Source organism: uncultured Pseudoteredinibacter sp. (assembly GCF_947500695.1).
GTDB lineage: Bacteria > Pseudomonadota > Gammaproteobacteria > Pseudomonadales > Cellvibrionaceae > Pseudoteredinibacter.
In genome coordinates this window covers 488,768-505,257 of the sequence record NZ_CANMSS010000002.1, presented here as the reverse complement: position 1 = coordinate 505,257, position 16,490 = coordinate 488,768, and the positions used below count along the sequence as shown (strand labels likewise).

The 16,490-nt window shown below is 45.7% G+C and carries 13 protein-coding genes; 10 read left to right on the top strand and 3 right to left on the bottom strand.

All coding sequences use genetic code 11. The features are described from left to right. Positions 1 to 67 precede the first annotated feature (67 nt). Together Q1A08_RS05830 and Q1A08_RS05825 are read right to left on the bottom strand one after the other, a co-directional pair. Positions 68 to 3,133: an ATP-binding protein gene (locus tag Q1A08_RS05830; protein ID WP_299770759.1), complete on the bottom strand. Its 3,066-nt coding sequence runs from the start codon at positions 3,131 to 3,133 to the stop codon at positions 68 to 70. A gap of 294 nt (positions 3,134 to 3,427) precedes the next feature. Further along, complete coding sequence (locus Q1A08_RS05825; protein ID WP_299770757.1) at positions 3,428 to 4,471, bottom strand: LysM peptidoglycan-binding domain-containing protein; 1,044 nt, start codon at positions 4,469 to 4,471, stop codon at positions 3,428 to 3,430. A gap of 232 nt (positions 4,472 to 4,703) precedes the next feature. Here Q1A08_RS05825 and def point away from each other — a divergent pair, with 232 nt between their 5' ends. The 6 genes from def to Q1A08_RS05795 all read left to right on the top strand — a co-directional run bounded on the left by def (position 4,704) and on the right by Q1A08_RS05795 (position 10,971). Beyond that, the gene (def, locus tag Q1A08_RS05820; protein WP_299770754.1) at positions 4,704 to 5,213 is read left to right on the top strand and encodes a peptide deformylase; all 510 of its coding nucleotides are present in this window, start codon (positions 4,704 to 4,706) and stop codon (positions 5,211 to 5,213) included. 15 nt (positions 5,214 to 5,228) lie between these two features. Continuing rightward, positions 5,229 to 6,185 (top strand): methionyl-tRNA formyltransferase, encoded by a 957-nt coding sequence (gene fmt, locus Q1A08_RS05815; protein ID WP_299770753.1) that lies wholly within the window; start codon positions 5,229 to 5,231, stop codon positions 6,183 to 6,185. Between the two features lie 2 nt (positions 6,186 to 6,187). Next, positions 6,188 to 7,480, top strand: coding sequence for a 16S rRNA (cytosine(967)-C(5))-methyltransferase RsmB (gene rsmB / locus Q1A08_RS05810; RefSeq protein ID WP_299770751.1), 1,293 nt, complete (start codon positions 6,188 to 6,190; stop codon positions 7,478 to 7,480). Between the two features lie 64 nt (positions 7,481 to 7,544). Then, the gene (trkA, locus tag Q1A08_RS05805; RefSeq protein WP_299770749.1) at positions 7,545 to 8,930 is read left to right on the top strand and encodes a Trk system potassium transporter TrkA; all 1,386 of its coding nucleotides are present in this window, start codon (positions 7,545 to 7,547) and stop codon (positions 8,928 to 8,930) included. Between the two features lie 32 nt (positions 8,931 to 8,962). After that, a complete protein-coding gene (locus tag Q1A08_RS05800) occupies positions 8,963 to 10,411 on the top strand; it encodes a TrkH family potassium uptake protein (protein WP_299770747.1) in 1,449 nt (482 codons plus the stop codon). Between the two features lie 20 nt (positions 10,412 to 10,431). Next, positions 10,432 to 10,971: a hypothetical protein gene (locus tag Q1A08_RS05795; protein ID WP_299770745.1), complete on the top strand. Its 540-nt coding sequence runs from the start codon at positions 10,432 to 10,434 to the stop codon at positions 10,969 to 10,971. Between the two features lie 99 nt (positions 10,972 to 11,070). Here the strand turns inward: Q1A08_RS05795 and Q1A08_RS05790 are convergent, their stop codons facing one another. Further along, positions 11,071 to 11,928, bottom strand: coding sequence for a lysophospholipid acyltransferase family protein (locus Q1A08_RS05790; protein WP_299770743.1), 858 nt, complete (start codon positions 11,926 to 11,928; stop codon positions 11,071 to 11,073). A gap of 224 nt (positions 11,929 to 12,152) precedes the next feature. Here Q1A08_RS05790 and glyQ point away from each other — a divergent pair, with 224 nt between their 5' ends. The 4 genes from glyQ to Q1A08_RS05770 all read left to right on the top strand — a co-directional run bounded on the left by glyQ (position 12,153) and on the right by Q1A08_RS05770 (position 16,453). After that, positions 12,153 to 13,097 (top strand): glycine--tRNA ligase subunit alpha, encoded by a 945-nt coding sequence (glyQ, locus tag Q1A08_RS05785; RefSeq protein WP_299770740.1) that lies wholly within the window; start codon positions 12,153 to 12,155, stop codon positions 13,095 to 13,097. After that, positions 13,097 to 15,175, top strand: coding sequence for a glycine--tRNA ligase subunit beta (gene glyS / locus Q1A08_RS05780; protein WP_299770738.1), 2,079 nt, complete (start codon positions 13,097 to 13,099; stop codon positions 15,173 to 15,175). Before glyQ ends, glyS begins: the two co-directional genes overlap by 1 nt. A gap of 10 nt (positions 15,176 to 15,185) precedes the next feature. Beyond that, on the top strand, positions 15,186 to 15,743 hold the full coding sequence (gene gmhB, locus Q1A08_RS05775) for a D-glycero-beta-D-manno-heptose 1,7-bisphosphate 7-phosphatase (protein ID WP_299770736.1): 558 nt from the start codon (positions 15,186 to 15,188) through the stop codon (positions 15,741 to 15,743). A 179-nt stretch (positions 15,744 to 15,922) separates the two neighbouring features. Continuing rightward, positions 15,923 to 16,453 (top strand): lysophospholipid acyltransferase family protein, encoded by a 531-nt coding sequence (locus Q1A08_RS05770; RefSeq protein WP_299770734.1) that lies wholly within the window; start codon positions 15,923 to 15,925, stop codon positions 16,451 to 16,453. The last annotated feature ends 37 nt before the right edge of the window (positions 16,454 to 16,490 follow it).

Genomic DNA, 16,490 nt, shown 5'->3' with positions numbered 1-16,490 from the left:
TTTTTTTATACTGCTTTTCGCCACCTCTATTTGCCGTTTCCAATACAACAAAGCAATGCCATAAAGCTTAATTCATTCCGAGATGCTCACAAGGAATTACCATGGTGAACACTACACCTTTTCCTAGCGTACTTTCACAGTGAATTTCGCCACTTAAACTTTCAGTAACAATATCCCATATAACACTCATCCCCAACCCCGTTCCACCACCGTCCCGGTTGGTTGTGTAGAAAGGATCAAAGATTTGTCGTTTTTGCTCTTCGCTGATACCTTTGCCAGTATCGCGATACACTATATTGAGTCTCTCATTCGAAACTTCAACTTCAATAGTTATCGCTCCTTGCTGCCCCTCTTCAAAAGCATGAATTAGCGAGTTCATAACCAGGTTGGTAAATATCTGGGAAAACCAACCTGGATGTGATTTCACAATGATATCTTTCGCTTGCTTTAACTCTACTGTAATACCGCGCTTACTATACTGGCTGCTGAGGCTCAATAAAATCTCATTGATATAATCGATAAGATTGAATCGGCTCGCATGTTCATTTGATTGATCTGCTGATATTCGTTTAAAGCTTCGAATCAAGTCAGCTGCTCTCAATAAGTTTTTAAAAGTAATTTCAGCCGCTTGCTCTGAAGAATCAAAATAGAATTCCAGCTCTTTTTGAGTCATCGATTGATTGTAGTAGTTTTTCTTTATCTGTTTTGTTCTATCGATAAAATGGCTCATACCAGTGATACTGATACCAACTGGAGTATTTATTTCATGGGTAATACCTGCAACCAAACTTCCTAAAGCTGCCATTTTTTCTGATTCGAGTAGACAGTTTTGTGCCTCCCAGAGTTCTTGCTTAAGCTCATTGATAGTTCTTTGTTGATCAGCGAGCTGGCTCTTTTTTTGGCCAACTTGATTTTGTAGCGCCTGGTTGATGCCAACCATAAGCTCATATTGCTTTAGACTTATAGAATCCTGATCTTTCGCATCTTTACAGTTATCATGAACTTTATGAAAAAGCTCATCACTTTCACAAAGCTTGCCGTTTATCGCCAAGATCTCTCCATAACTTTGATACAGGGCATCACATAACTGATGTTCGTCCTGCAATTGATAAATCTCCAGCAGATGCATTGCTTGGCGAATATAGTTCTCTGCAGCTAAGGGAGCACCAATCTCTCTGCAATATTCAGCGAACTGGTAGTTGTGCTCTAGAAGTTGTAGCTTAAGATTATTATCTTTTATTAAATGCTGCACCGGGTTTAAACAGCATATCCAATCTTCTAAACTTGAAGTTTCTAAACTTCTAAGCAATTCCCATAGAGATAAATGAGCTTCGAGCAGGTTTTCATCACCCCAGTATTCGCTGGTTATTCTCGATATAACGTTATCTTTAAAGAAAAACTCTTGATCAGAGCTGTACATTAAATTTTTTGATAAGACCTCACTAAAGGCCTGGCCCTGATCTTTACTGAGGGCTTTTAATATAGATATATTTGATGTTGCCATAGTGCGATAAACAAGCTCGGCATACTGCATTGTTGTTATCGCTTGTTGCGGCAGCGTGCTTAATCGATAGGTATAGAATTCGTAAATATTTACATCTTGCAATGTCTCTATTTTTTTCAGGTCTACCTTATCCACAGAGACATATCGGTCTATAATGTTTTTTTCCAGAATCAACAGGCAATAGTGCTTAAAAAGTTTTAAGTTACCTCGGCTAAACATTAGCAACATATCTGCTAGTCTTTTTACCTCAGTGGCATTGCTTAGACTTGGAAAACTGTTTTCACACAGTTCAATTGCTTCAGTTTCCTCTAGTGCAAATAGCTCTATGGTTTTACTGTTTACTGCATTAGGTCCAATAATTTCAATTCGTTCAATACGCCCAGGATTAAAAGCAAGAACCGCCAACATTTTTATCGGCGGTAATTCCCAGAGGGACTGCAACACTTGCAGGCTGTCAGGGTCTAAGTTTTCTGCGTCATCAATAATTACAGCACTTGTAAAACCGTTTTGACTCAGTGTATTAAAGAGGCTAAAGACGCTCTGCTGTATAAATCGACTATGTAAGAAGGCAGACTTTGTATCAATGTCTTCGGCCGGCAACAAAGCTTTAAACTCCGGTAGAACCTGACATATATACGCCCCCCCCAAAGGCAAGGCTTCAACAAGCTCATCCCCCCAATCCTTAAATTCTACATTGGATATAAGAAATTCTCGTAACTGACCCAGAAGCTGCTTGAGCCCGTAATATGGCCTATTCTTTTGAGAGGCTTTGCAAGTAATATGAATTACTGCGGTAAACTTGCTAGCAATATTAATTGCCGCACTTTGACAAAGAGTTGATTTACCATTTCCAGCGCTGGACTCAATACTAACAATACGAACACCTTCACCCGCTTTGCTAGCCTGTTGCATAATCTGTTCAATTTCGCTCGAGCGATCTACCTTGCAATGCAGCTTAGATAGCAAAGTTGGCTCATTATAGGGCTCGCTTTGAGCATGATTTCTGGTGAGTTGTTTTAGGCTTGAGATAATATCCAAAACTGTCTGGGGGCGCGCCAGCGGATGGATACAGAGCATACTCCGCAACAGATAAATTAGCGGCTTTGATACCCTTGAAGAGCTAAAGTTATTGATCGCTTTTATTTTATTATCTAAGTGTTCAAGGTATTCAGAACAATCCTTACTGGTTAATCCCCTTGGTATAAGCTCCTGCCCGCATAATACGAAATACCAACATAAGCCTAAACTAAAAATATCTGATAGCGGGCCTTGCAACTCAGCTATAAGTGCTTTTTGTTCCGGTGCCAAATAGCTATCTTGGCAAAACCTGTGCACATCTTCTTTGTTGGCGTATTGCTTGAGATCACTTTCTTTCGGTCGAATGTTAATTAAACTCAGGTTTTGAAAGTTTCTATCGCATAAGAATTTTTCTGGCCGTAGGCAGCTATGATACACACTCTCATCATGCAATTTAGACAAGCTTGTTGCCATATCAATTGCAAGGGGATAAAAAGCTTCTTCATCCAGCCCACCTTTTGGGATTAGACGAGTTAAGTCCAGCAAGCCCAAACTGGGTTCGTTGGCGATAACTGTATCTTCTACTTTCTCCATAAATCGGCTATTGCCCATCCAAAGCTATACCAGATTTCGCACGTACTAATTTAGCCTGCCAAAAATATATTCAGGCTTATTTATTTAACGCTAGCACATAAGCGCTGATTCTGTAGTCAGAAAAGACAATTCGATAAAGAAATATGACAGCTAAGAGAAAAAGACGCCGATATGGGTAGCCAGGCTACTTGAGCGGGCAAAGAGTTTGTTTATTTGAACGGTCTATATCATTGAAATAGTTTTGTTTTAGGTACAAATAAAAAACCCAGCTAATTGTGGCTGGGTTTTTTAAGGGGGCCATACGATCTTTGATTAAGGTGATCTTAACTCATCACCAGTACGAAGAGGTCTCTCGGCTTCTAATACAATACCGTATGACATTTTCTCGAATACACTAAACACCATAAGCAAACCCGACTTTTCCGCTGGCAGCTGGACTAACTCGTTAGTAACTCGATCGCGGATGGTGTCACCTTTTTTATAAATAAGTAAAACATCACCAACCTGTAACTCTTCTCTCGTACCTCTATTCAGAGCTACTACATCTAGCTTGCCAACCTGATTAACACCACCTTCAACACCAATTATTTCAGCTTTGGTATCTTGGCTAGGTGGTCTAGGGAAGAATGTCGAATCAATTGATCGTTCTACTGTTTTCAACAGGCGGTCACCCAATCTAACCTCTTGGGTGGTCCGCATAATATCAAAAGTGCCAATATCACCATTTAGAGCTCTTTGTTTGATCGATGCAATATCGATTGCCTGAACACCAAGCGGCTCTTTGGTTTGCGGATCTATGTATACCTCGCCCTGACGGTATACACCATAAGCTTTGGTTTCGCTGTCAAACTTACCGCGCGCATATAAGCTGTCCCCAGCACCTGTAACAATATGCTCATCACCCCCAGCCAAAACATAGGGCGCAGCATCCAATACACCCACATCTACTGCGCGACTACGGGATAAAAAGGAGTTAATGCGATCTAAGGGGATTGTTGTAATGGCCTTTTCTTTGGGAACAACGTGTATTTCAGGCCCCAATTTAGCTTTATAGGTACGCCCAGCCTCGCCTCTATCTAAAGTTAAACGCGGCTTGCCATCCAAATACACCAGACGAATACGATCACCAGGGAAGATTAAGTGAGGATTGGCAATTTGGTCATTGGCATGCCAGATTTCAGGCCACATCCAAGGATTTTCTAGAAAACGCGCCGAAATATCCCATAGCGTATCGCCCTTAACCACTGAGTAGGTGTCCGGGTGGCTATTCCTCAGGCGGGGCTCGTCAGCCCAACCGAGCAACGGTGCGGCCAAGGCAGACAGGCTGAACAAAGATGCCAGCAGTGTTTTTTTCATAGAAAATGCCCTTTGTAGTCGGCCCCTTTACAGATTCTCGGTATAATAAACCGCTCAATGCCTGCTTTTTGCCGATTTAAGTCGATGTTAAGTCACTAATATAGCAGCTTCGGCGGCAAGACGGCAGGTAAAGGGGACGATAAATCGTCCAATATTTGCTGCTTGATCATAATGTTAGCAGCGCTCCTTACATTTTTACTAGAAGTTTGTCACAGGCAGTTAACACGCTCACATGGCCATATTAGAGATATTAGAATTTCCAGACCCAAGGTTACGCACTACCGCCGAGGAAGTGGATGAAGTAAACGACGAAATACGCACCTTGGTGGACGACATGTTCGAAACCATGTACGACGCGCCAGGGGTTGGTTTAGCTGCCACCCAAATCAATGTGCACAAACGTGTTGTTGTTATTGATGTTAGCGAAGAACAAAACGAGCCGCTGGTATTTATTAACCCCAGTGTCGAAGTACTCGACCAAGACAGCTTGCACGACTACGACGAAGGCTGTCTTTCTGTACCAGGCTTCTATGAGACGGTTAGCCGTCCAGATCAAATTCGAGTAACCGCCCTAGACCGAGATGGTAAAAGCTTTAGCTTAGAGCCAGATGGCCTTTTGGCGGTTTGCATACAGCACGAGCTTGATCATTTAAACGGTAAGCTGTTTGTTGATTACATCTCCAATATGAAGCGCCAACGTATTCGTAAGAAGCTGGAAAAACAGCATCGCAGCCAAGCCTAAGTTCGCGGATTTAACATGCCATTAAAAATTGTATTTGCCGGTACGCCGGATTTCGCCGCTGCTCATCTGCAAACCTTGCTTGATAGCGAGCATGACGTTGTCGCCGTCTACACGCAGCCCGATAGACCTGCAAACCGTGGCAAGAGCCTGCATGCTAGCCCCGTTAAACAGCTGGCCCTGCAACACGATATTGATGTTTACCAACCACTGAACTTCAAAGAGGCAGAAGATCGAGCTGCCCTCGACGCTATCGGCGCCGACATTATGGTGGTTGTGGCCTATGGGCTCTTGCTGCCTCAAACTGTCTTGGATACTCCAAAATATGGCTGTATCAATGTGCACGCCTCCCTATTGCCTCGTTGGCGCGGCGCGGCGCCTATCCAGCGTGCGATTGAAGCAGGTGATAGCGAATCGGGTGTGTGCATCATGCAAATGGATGCTGGTTTAGATACTGGCCCGGTATTAGTCACACGCCGCTGCGAAATAGAGAGCGATGAAACTGGTGGCAGCCTACACGATAAATTGCTGGAAATCGGTGGCCCGGCACTCTTACAAGCGCTGGCAGCGATTGCTGACGGCAGTGCCTCTGCCCAAGTTCAGCCAAGTGAAGGCGTAAGCTATGCCCACAAGTTCAGCAAAGCCGATGCCGCGATTAATTGGCAGAAGTCTGCTCAGCAAATTGAGCAGACTGTACGCGCTTATAACCCCTTCCCTGTCGCCCACTGCGGATTCGAAGATAAAGGCAAGGCTCAGCGACTAAGAATCTGGCAGGCCAATGCTTTAGAGGAAAATATCACAGATCCAGCAGGGACAATTGTAAAGGTGGACCAAAACGGTATCTGGGTGGCTTGTGGTGACAATAAACAGCTACACATCAGCCAAATCCAACTGCCAGGCAAAAAGCCGATGAGCCTTAAGGACTTGTTAAATGGTCGTGCCGATCTCTTCAATGTCGGCGAGGCCTTGAGCTAAGCATGGCACTGGACACCCGTGCAGCCGCAGCAAAAGCTATTGCTCAAGTATTCAAACAACAGGGCTCTCTCGCCAGCGCCCTGCCGCCTTTGCTGAAGCAAGTTAAGCCCCAAGACAAGGGGCTGCTACAGGAGCTCTGCTACGGTAGCTTACGATACTTCCATCTGATCAATCAGCATTTGCAGAGCTTGTTAAAACAGCCGCTTAAGCCCAAAGATCAAGATATACAGGCGCTACTAATTATTGGCTGCTATCAGCTGGACTATAGTCGTATTCCCCCGCACGCAGCTGTTGCCAGTTGTGTCGAGGCATGTCGAGCACTAAAAAAGAACTGGGCCTGTAAATTAGTGAATGGTGTATTGCGCAGCTATCAACGCCTGGAAGATCGCGATATTAGCTCTCAGCCTTGGCTAGAGCAGAGCCACCCCAAATGGCTCTACAAACAAATCCAACAGGCTTGGCCAGATAAAGCCAATGCTATTCTTGAACAAAATAATCAGCACCCGCCTTTTAGTTTGCGAGTGAATCGCCAACGAGTAAGCCGTGACGATTACCTTAAGCTTTTAGACCAGCAAGGTATCGATGCTAGCGCCTGCCAATTCAGCCCAGATGGTATTACCCTAGCCAAACCCTGCCCTGTTGAGCAACTACCCAACTTTATGGGTGGCTGGCTAAGCGTGCAAGATGAAGCCGCACAATTCAGCGCCGGTTTACTGCAAATCGAAGACAATCAGCGAATATTAGATGCTTGTTGTGCTCCTGGCGGTAAAACAGGCCATATCCTTGAGTGTGCAAAAGGTATTTCCCTTACAGCGATAGATACAGAAGCAAAGCGATTAAAGCGTGTTGAAGAAAACTTACAACGATTGAGTTTGAGCGCGAAGTTAGTCTGCGATGATGCAGGCAATATTGATGCTTGGTTTGATGGTCAAGCATTTGATCGTATTTTGCTTGATGCTCCCTGTTCAGCTACAGGTGTCATTCGTCGTCACCCTGACATCAAGCTACTTCGCAAGCCAAACAACATTATCGAGCTGTGTGAAATACAACAAGCGCTGCTAGAAAAGCTATGGGCTACACTCAAGCCGGGTGGAATACTCGTTTATGCCACTTGCTCAATTTTACCGCAAGAAAATGAAGAGCAGATTTCAGCCTTTTTAGAGAAACACAGTGATGCACAAGAGCTAAAAATCGATGCACACTGGGGCTGCAAAGTGAGCCATGGCCGCCAATTATTTCCTCAGCCAGGTGGCCATGATGGTTTTTACTACGCACGTCTGCAAAAAACCGGATAAAAGGCGTAGAATTAGCCGGCAATGGCCTTATAAGCCGCAATGGATTAGCTAAGCTGTTCAACCTATGAAAATTATTATACTCGGGGCAGGCCAGGTCGGTGGAACACTCGCCGAAAACCTCGCCAACGAAGCTAACGATATTACTATTGTCGATACCGACGAGAACCGCCTTCGCGAGCTACGCGACCACATCGATATTGGCGTGGTTACTGGACATGCTTGCCACCCCGATGTTTTACTACGCGCAGGCCTTGATGAGGCCGATATGTTGGTTGCCGTTACCAATAACGACGAAATCAATATGATCGCCTGTCAGATCGCCTACAGCTTATTTAAGACCCCAACTAAAATCGCCCGAATTCGCGCCCAGTCCTATTTGAATAAACCCGGCTTATTTGCTGATGAAAATATCCCCATTGATGTTTTGATCAGCCCGGAGCAGCTGGTATCCAATTACATCTTCCGATTAATTGAGCACCCCGGCGCACTGCAGGTCGTAGATTTTGCCGACGGAAAAGTACAGCTGGTGGCCGTGCGGGCCTACCATGGCGGCCCATTGGTAGGTCAGGAGCTGCGCTTTTTGCGTCAACACATGCCATCGGTAGACACTCGCGTAGCAGCCATCTATCGTCGCGGTCGCGCCATCACGCCTGAAGGCTCCACGGTTATTGAAGTGGACGATGAAGTCTTCTTTATTGCCGCCAAGGTTAATATTCGAGCAGTGATGAGTGAGCTACGACGATTAGAGACTCACTACAAACGCATTATTGTCGCCGGTGGCGGCAACATTGGTTATCGCTTAGCTAAGAAATTAGAAAGCCGTTATGCCGTAAAGGTTATCGAGTTTTATGCTCAGCGCTGTAAGTTTCTTTCTGAACAGCTAGAGCGCACCATTGTTTTACATGGCTCGGCTTCTGACCAGGAAATGCTGCTGGAAGAAAATATTGAAAACACCGATGTGTTTTTAGCGGTAACCAATGACGATGAAGCTAATATTATGTCGTCCATGCTCGCCAAGCGCTTGGGCGCTCGAAAAGTTATGGCTTTAATTAGCAATCCTGCCTATGTCGATTTGGTGCAAGGCGGTGACATTGATATAGCTATCTCACCCCAACAGACAACACTGGGCAGTTTGCTTACCCATGTGCGTGAAGGCGATACCGTTAATGTTCACTCTTTGCGACGTGGAGCGGCCGAAGCTATCGAAATTATTGCCCATGGTGATAAAGAGAACTCAAAGGTTGTTGGTAAGGCTATTGAAGATATTGACCTGCCCGACGGAGCAACTATTGGCGCTATCGTGCGGGAGAGTAGCCGCGGCAGCGAAGTACTAATCGCCCATGATCACGTCATCGTAGAAGATGGTGACCACGTCATTCTGTTCTTAGTAAATAAAAAGTATACCCGCGATATCGAACATCTGTTCCAAACAGGTATTAGCTTCTTTTAGCGGCATAATAAATAGGCAATACACAAACAGCTATGCACTTTTCGGTTATCTTTCGTGTACTCGGTATTTTGCTCATGCTATTTAGCATGACCATGCTGCCGCCTATTTTTGTATCTATTTATTACAGCGACGAATCCCTAATCGCATTTATTTCAGCAATGGCATTAATTTTTGCCAGCGGATTTATGGTCTGGCTACCTAGCAATAAAACCAAACACGATTTAAGAACTCGTGACGGTTTTTTAATTACCGTTTTATTCTGGGCGGTGCTGGGAATAGCCGGTTGCTTACCTTTTATTTTCTCCGAGCAGCCGGGCTTGAGCTTTACCGATGCGATGTTTGAGTCGCTTTCGGGTTTAACCACTACCGGTGCTACGGTAATTACAGGCCTAGACGATCTTCCAAAGTCGATCTTATATTATCGCCAACAACTGCAGTGGCTAGGCGGCATTGGTATTATTGTAATCGCCGTAGCTATTCTACCCATGTTAGGCATTGGGGGCATGCAGCTGTATCGGGCGGAAACTCCTGGCCCCGTAAAGGACTCGAAACTTACTCCACGAATTACAGAAACAGCCAAGGCCTTATTTTTAATTTACTGCACCCTAACCATTACTTGCGCATTGTCCTATTGGGCTGCAGGCATGACCTTATTCGATGCAATTGGTCACGCCTTTTCGACCGTGGCAATCGGTGGCTTTTCCACCCATGACGCGAGTATGGGTTACTTTGATAGCCCAATTATTTTAATCGTATGCATGTTGTTTATGATCTTGTCGGGTGTGAATTTTGCGTTGCATTTTTATACCAGTCGCAACCGCTCCATTGCTCATTACTGGCAGGATCCAGAATTTAAATTTTATATCAGCTGTTTAGCTATAGGCATCCCTATCACCGTTGCCTATCTAGCCCACACCGATACCTACGATTTGGAAACCAGTGCCATTCACGGTAGTTTTGAGTTTATTTCAATTTTAACCACTACCGGTTTCGGCACAGCTGATTTCACTATCTGGCCAGGCTTTCTGCCTTTCTTTATTTTCCTATTTGCCTTTATGGGTGGCTGCGCTGGCTCTACCGGTGGCGGCATGAAAGTGATCCGCGTGCTACTGATCTGTAAGCAGGGTATTCGCGAAATTAAAAGGTTGATCAACCCTAATGCGGTTATCCCCATTAAGCTTGGTCAGACTTCGGTATCCGATCGCGTAGTGGAAGCCGTTTGGGGCTTCTTCGCTGTATTTGTGATCAGCTATATGATCATGTTTATCTTGTTGATGGCGACGGGTTTAGATTTTCTTACTTCGGTATCGGCTGTTGGTGCCTGTATATCAAACCTAGGCCCAGGAATGGGCGATGTTGCGTTAAACTACACCGATATTAATAACCCCGCTAAGTGGATACTGTGTTTTGCCATGTTATTGGGTCGCTTAGAGATTTTTACTTTATTGGTATTATTCTCACCGAGCTTCTGGCGCCGCTAGCCGTTTAAAAAGATATGACTATGAAAAAAAACTTATACACAGCCGCTATTGTTTTAGCAGCTTCCTCACTGGCTAGCACTGCAGCTTATGCTGATAACGCGCTCAACAAACTCCTGGAGCGAGCACTAAGTAAACAACTCCCTCAAGTATTGTTTGCCGCCAAAGATGTTCCCTGGGAATACGGGCATTACAATCTACATATTGCTAAAGCAGGCGAAGCTGATATTAGTAGTGCTAGCGAAACCATTACCGCACAGCTGCCCTTAAAGATAAGACTCAGTGGAAAGGTTAAGCAAAAGCTATTTGGTCAAGAAATCGATATCGCCTGCGACACTGAGTTTGAAACTCCTAGCGAGATGATTTTTAAGCCCTTGTTTGCAGAAAGCTTGAGCAGTGAATTAGAGATGGAAATTCCTATTCCAGAAACAGAGTTAAACTGCCAAGGCTTAAAGCTGCCCATCAAGTCAGCTCTTGAGCAGCTGATTGCCAAAGAAAAACCAAGCTGGGAAGCCGAAGCGACAGTAGAGTTAAATAAGCGCTTGGCTGAACTAGGGCTGTAAACAGAGTTTCAGAACTTTCATAGTACCGGCTGCACTAACTTTATAGTTCGGCAGCCTTATTTCTTATATAGACCGGGTATTCAACGCTGAGCAAAAAGCTTAGCTCATGTTGGTATAAGGGTCCTGATAGCCGTCTTCGAAGCATTTATAGCGCTTGTATTCCCATTGATACTGCTCAGGAAGCGCTGTAATGGCATCTTCTACACTGCGATTTAAAGCACGCAGAGATTTATCGCAATCTTCGCTATAAAGATCAGGACAAGACTTTTTAAAGACAAGCTTGAAACCACCAGGTACTCGTTCGGCATAACTCACCAAAGCTTCACAACCCGTTTTGCTGACCAAATTACATAATAATGTCATGGTGTATGCTGGGCGACCGAAGAACTCAACCAGCTCACCTGCACCATCGCCAGGTACCTGGTCTGGCAATATGCCGGAAATACCTCCCGCTTTAATCGCCTTTAATAGCTTCATGACACCGCGGCGATCTGTTGGCACCAGTGTGGCGCCCGATTTTTCCCGCGATTCTTGAATAATAGCGCCTACTTCGGCGTTTTTCGGTGGCTCAAACAAACTGGTAATTGGTCCAAGTGTGGCAGCGTACAGGCCAACCACTTCCCAATTACCTAAGTGCGGAGCGATGAGCACCATGCCTTTGCCCTTGGCCAAGGCCTCATCAACTAACTCGCAGCCTTCGGTTTCAATGACCTTGCTACGTAGCCAAGCCATATCCCGCATCCAAACAGCGGGCGTTTCCATCAGCATTACACCAGTTTCTTGCAAGCTACGCTTTGCAAGCTTCAAGCGCTCTTGCTCGGGCATTTCGGGAAAGCAGATCTCCAGGTTGCGCTTGGTGACCTTCGCTTCACGACCATTGATAACCCACAATAAACTCCCCATTGCCCAACCAATACCTCGGCTCATGCCTAGGGGCAATCGGGATATGGCGGCCATAAGAAAGTAAATGGGTCCTCGCTTGGGAGCGGGCGAGTTGCTGGCGTCTGTCATAGTTTCGCTGTACTTCAGGTGTATCAAGGGCGCAGCTTAACGTAAAGCGCTATAACTCCCAAGCGAAATAGGGCTTTTAGGGGCTTAGAGCCCTCTTCTGCCATAGAGTTATTGTGCTTGCAGCGATATAATCCGCCCTTTTGATTCATTCTGCCGGAGGCAATTTCGCGGTGTCCGACCCCAAAGCTGATACAAGTACTTTTCAAGGGCTAATTCTAGCCTTGCAACAATATTGGGCCCAACAGGGCTGTGTGGTTTTACAGCCTCTGGATATGGAAGTCGGTGCCGGTACCTTTCACCCTGCCACTACATTACGCGCAGTAGGACCAGAAAACTGGAATGCCGCCTATGTGCAGCCTTGCCGCCGCCCAACTGATGGCCGCTACGGTGAAAACCCTAACCGCCTACAACATTACTACCAATTTCAGGTGGTCATGAAGCCAAACCCTGAAAACTTCCAAGAGCTTTATCTGGGTTCTTTGGATGCCCTTGGCATCGACACCACTGTTCACGATGTGCGATTTGTTGAAGATAACTGGGAATCTCCAACGCTTGGTGCATGGGGCCTAGGCTGGGAAGTTTGGCTAAACGGCATGGAGGTCACCCAATTTACCTACTTCCAACAGGTAGGTGGCCTAGAGTGTATGCCGGTGATGGGTGAGATCACCTATGGTCTAGAGCGTATTGCCATGTATCTTCAAGGTGTCGATAGCATCTATGACCTAGTTTGGACCGTTGGCCCCCAAGGCCCTGTGACTTATGGCGATGTTTTCCACCAAAATGAAGTAGAAATGTCGCGCTACAATTTTGAAGAAGCCGATGTCGACTTCTTGTTCCAGTGTTTTGATAAGTACGAGGGCGAATCCGCTCGCCTGGTCGAAGCAGGCCTACCACTACCCGCGTATGAAATGGTAATGAAGGCTTCTCACACCTTTAACTTGTTGGACGCTCGCCACGCTATCTCGGTAACAGAGCGTCAACGTTATATCCTCCGTGTAAGAACTCTCGCCCGGGCGGTTTGCCAAGCGTATTACGATACCCGTAAAGAACTCGGCTTCCCGTTAGCTGAAGAGGGTTTACGCAATGAGTTTTTAGCCCGGGAGGAGGACGCCTAATGAAAAAAGATTTTTTAGTTGAACTGGGCACCGAAGAGTTACCACCAAAAGCGCTTAAAACCTTATCAAAGGCTTTTACCCAAGGTATCGAAGACGGACTGAAAGATTTAGAGCTTAATTTCGACTCTGTAAAATCCTATGCCGCGCCAAGACGTCTAGCTGTGGTAGTAAACGGGCTAGATGAGCAAACCGCTGTAAAAGAAGTTACCGTTTGGGGACCACCGGCCAAGATTGCATTCGACGCCGATGGCAACCCAAGTAAAGCTGCAGAAGCCTTTGCGAATAAAAACGGTATTGATGTTGCTGAGCTAAAAACCGAAAACGATGGTAAGCAAGATAAACTGGTTTACCGTAAATCCGCCGGCGGTGAATTAACCACCGGCAAGCTAGAAGGCATTATCCAAAACTCTCTAGCTAAGCTTCCTATTGCAAAACGTATGCGTTGGGGTGCCCGTCGTGATGAATTTGTGCGCCCAGTGCAGTGGCTACTCATTCTGTTCGGAAATGAATTGGTAGAAGCCGAAGTTTATGGCGTAAAAGCGAATCGTGAGACTCGCGGCCATCGCTTTCACTATGATCAAACTTTAATCATCGAATCTGCGAGCGAGTATGCTGATAAGTTAAACAGTATTGCCTATGTCAATGCAGACTTTGAATCGCGAAGAGAAACCATTAGACAGCAAGTTTTAGCCGAAGCCGATAAAGTAAACGGCCAAGCGATGCTTGATGAAGAGCTATTAGACGAAGTAACCGCACTCGTTGAATGGCCAGTAGCCTTAATGGGTAAATTTGAAGAGAGCTTTTTGGAGGTACCTTCCGAAGCTCTAGTTTACTCAATGAAAGAACATCAAAAATATTTCCCTGTGCAAAACGCCGCAGGTGAATTGATGCCTTACTTCATTACTATCAGTAATATTGAGAGTAAGGACCCGGCGCAGGTTATTTCGGGTAACGAAAAAGTTATTCGCCCTCGCCTAGCGGATGCGGCTTTCTTCTATGAAACCGATAAGAAGATCAGCTTAAGCGATATGCGCGAGCGCTTAAAGCCCATCGTCTTCCAAGCCCAACTCGGTTCTATTTACGATAAGACCGAGCGTGTTCGCAACCTAGCCCAAATGATCGCTCAACAAGTCGACGGTGACCTGGCGAAAGTACAGCGTGCCGCTGAACTATGTAAGAGTGACCTAGTCTCTGACATGGTGGGTGAGTTTGACAAGATGCAAGGTGTTGCCGGTTACTACTACGCTAAGCATGCTGGCGAAGATGAAGAAATAGCCCTAGCACTACAAGAGCAGTACCTGCCGAAGTTTGCTGGCGATAAATTGCCTAGCAGTAAAACCGGTACCATCATTGCACTGGCAGATCGCCTAGACACATTAAGTGGCATTTTCGGAATCGGCCAGAAGCCTACTGGCTCTAAAGATCCTTTCGCACTGCGTCGTGCTAGCGTAGCGGTTTTACGTCTGTTGGTAGAAAAAGAACTGCCTTTAGATTTGGCCCAGTTATTAAAGCTTGCCACTATTAATCACGGTGACAGCATTAAGGACAGTGACGCTTCAGTTGCAACCGCTCTTGAGTATATGCTGGAGCGCTTCCGCTCTTGGTACGAGGAAGAGCAAATCGCTGTAGAAGTCTTTATGTCGGTGAGTGCGAAGAACTTAACAGTACCTTTAGATATTAATCGTCGCGTTCATGCCGTACATGCTTTCAGTCAATTGTCAGATGCTGCTGCACTGGCAGCTGCCAACAAGCGTGTATCTAATATTTTAGCCAAATTGGATTCAGCTGTGTCCGATAAGGTTAATGAAGCACTATTGCAAGAAACGGCAGAGAAAAATCTAGCACAAGCTGTCGCTGAAAAAGCCGAACAAGTAGCACCTCTATTTGCCGCAGCTAATTATACTGAGGCCCTTAGTGCTTTGGCGGATTTGCGCCCAGTTGTCGATAGCTTCTTTGACGATGTGATGGTAATGGCTGATGATTTAGAGCTACGCAATAACCGCCTAGCCCTATTGAATAAGTTACGCCAGCTGTTCTTGCAAGTTGCTGATATTTCTCACTTGGTTCCGGCCAAATAAGGAGCCTTGGGTGAAGCTGGTCATTCTCGACAGAGATGGTGTAATCAACCACGACTCTGATGACTATATTAAGTCTGTAGAGGAGTGGCAGCCCATTGAAGGTAGCCTTGAAGCCATCGCAAAGTTATCTCGCCTTGGCTTCACGGTGGTCGTCGCGACAAATCAATCGGGCTTAGCTCGAGGTTTATTCGATCTTGACGATTTAGAAGCCATGCACAGCAAACTAAGCGATATGGTGGAAACTCGTGGCGGAAGTATTGCCGCGATTTTCTACTGTCCGCACGGACCTGATGATAATTGCAGTTGTCGCAAGCCCAAAACAGGCCTAGTTGATGCAATTGAAGTTGAATTTGATATTTGTGCAGATGATGTACCTTTCGTGGGTGATAGCCTGCGAGATCTAGAAACCGCACTGGCTAAAAACTGTCGCCCTATTTTGGTTAGGACTGGCAAAGGGGAAAGAACACTCGCCAAACTCGCCGAGCAGCCCTACCCCGGATTAGAAAATACGCCTGTATTTGAAGACCTTGCAGCAGCAGCTGCTTATATTGCAGATAATTTCGGTTAAGGATAGTAACTTTGATTGCAAAGCTACGCGCAATAATTTTTTATATCGGTTATGTTATCACTGGTATCTTATATGGTGCCCTGGCGCTACCGTTAATGTTACTTCCCTATTCATTACGTTCTAACTTTATAGTGAGTTGGAATCGCTTTTGTTTATTTTGGCTAAAGATCTGTTGCGGTGTGAGTATTGAGATAAGAGGCAATAAAGGCACACTAGAGCGCCCTTGTGTGATTTTGGCCAACCACCAAAGCAGCTGGGAAACACTTTTTTTACAGGCCCATTTTAACCCCGTTGCTACTATTCTAAAGCAAGAGCTTTTGAACATTCCTTTTTTCGGCTGGGGCTTAAGGGCCCTTCGCTCAATTCCTATCAATAGAGGCAATCCGAGGGAAGCCCTTAAAAAAGTCCGTCGCGAAGGCGTGTCTCGTCTTGAGGACGGTATTTCGGTTTTAGTCTTCCCTGAAGGCACTCGCAAAAAACCTGGTGAGCTTGGTAACTTCGCCCGTAGTGGCGCCGATATTGCCATTGCGGCTAATGTACCTATTGTGGCCGTCTCCCATAATGCCGGCGTGGCTTGGGCCCCACATCAACTCGCCAAAAAAGCTGGCATCGTCACAATCACAATTAGTGATATGATCAGCACTGAAGATCGCAATAGCAAAGAACTTACCCTAGAAGTACGAAACTGGATCGAGCAACACAGCGTCTAATAATATTATGGCTGTTCGCAGCCTAGCTTTGATCCAT

Bases quoted from the DNA above. Each gene is read 5' to 3' on its own strand.
- Q1A08_RS05830 (WP_299770759.1), bottom strand. From the start codon at position 3,133: ATGGGCAATAGCCGATTTATGGAGAAAGTAGAAGATACAGTTATCGCC.
- Q1A08_RS05825 (WP_299770757.1), bottom strand. From the start codon at position 4,471: ATGAAAAAAACACTGCTGGCATCTTTGTTCAGCCTGTCTGCCTTGGCC.
- def (WP_299770754.1), top strand. From the start codon at position 4,704: ATGGCCATATTAGAGATATTAGAATTTCCAGACCCAAGGTTACGCACT.
- fmt (WP_299770753.1), top strand. From the start codon at position 5,229: ATGCCATTAAAAATTGTATTTGCCGGTACGCCGGATTTCGCCGCTGCT.
- rsmB (WP_299770751.1), top strand. From the start codon at position 6,188: ATGGCACTGGACACCCGTGCAGCCGCAGCAAAAGCTATTGCTCAAGTA.
- trkA (WP_299770749.1), top strand. From the start codon at position 7,545: ATGAAAATTATTATACTCGGGGCAGGCCAGGTCGGTGGAACACTCGCC.
- Q1A08_RS05800 (WP_299770747.1), top strand. From the start codon at position 8,963: ATGCACTTTTCGGTTATCTTTCGTGTACTCGGTATTTTGCTCATGCTA.
- Q1A08_RS05795 (WP_299770745.1), top strand. From the start codon at position 10,432: ATGAAAAAAAACTTATACACAGCCGCTATTGTTTTAGCAGCTTCCTCA.
- Q1A08_RS05790 (WP_299770743.1), bottom strand. From the start codon at position 11,928: ATGGCCGCCATATCCCGATTGCCCCTAGGCATGAGCCGAGGTATTGGT.
- glyS (WP_299770738.1), top strand. From the start codon at position 13,097: ATGAAAAAAGATTTTTTAGTTGAACTGGGCACCGAAGAGTTACCACCA.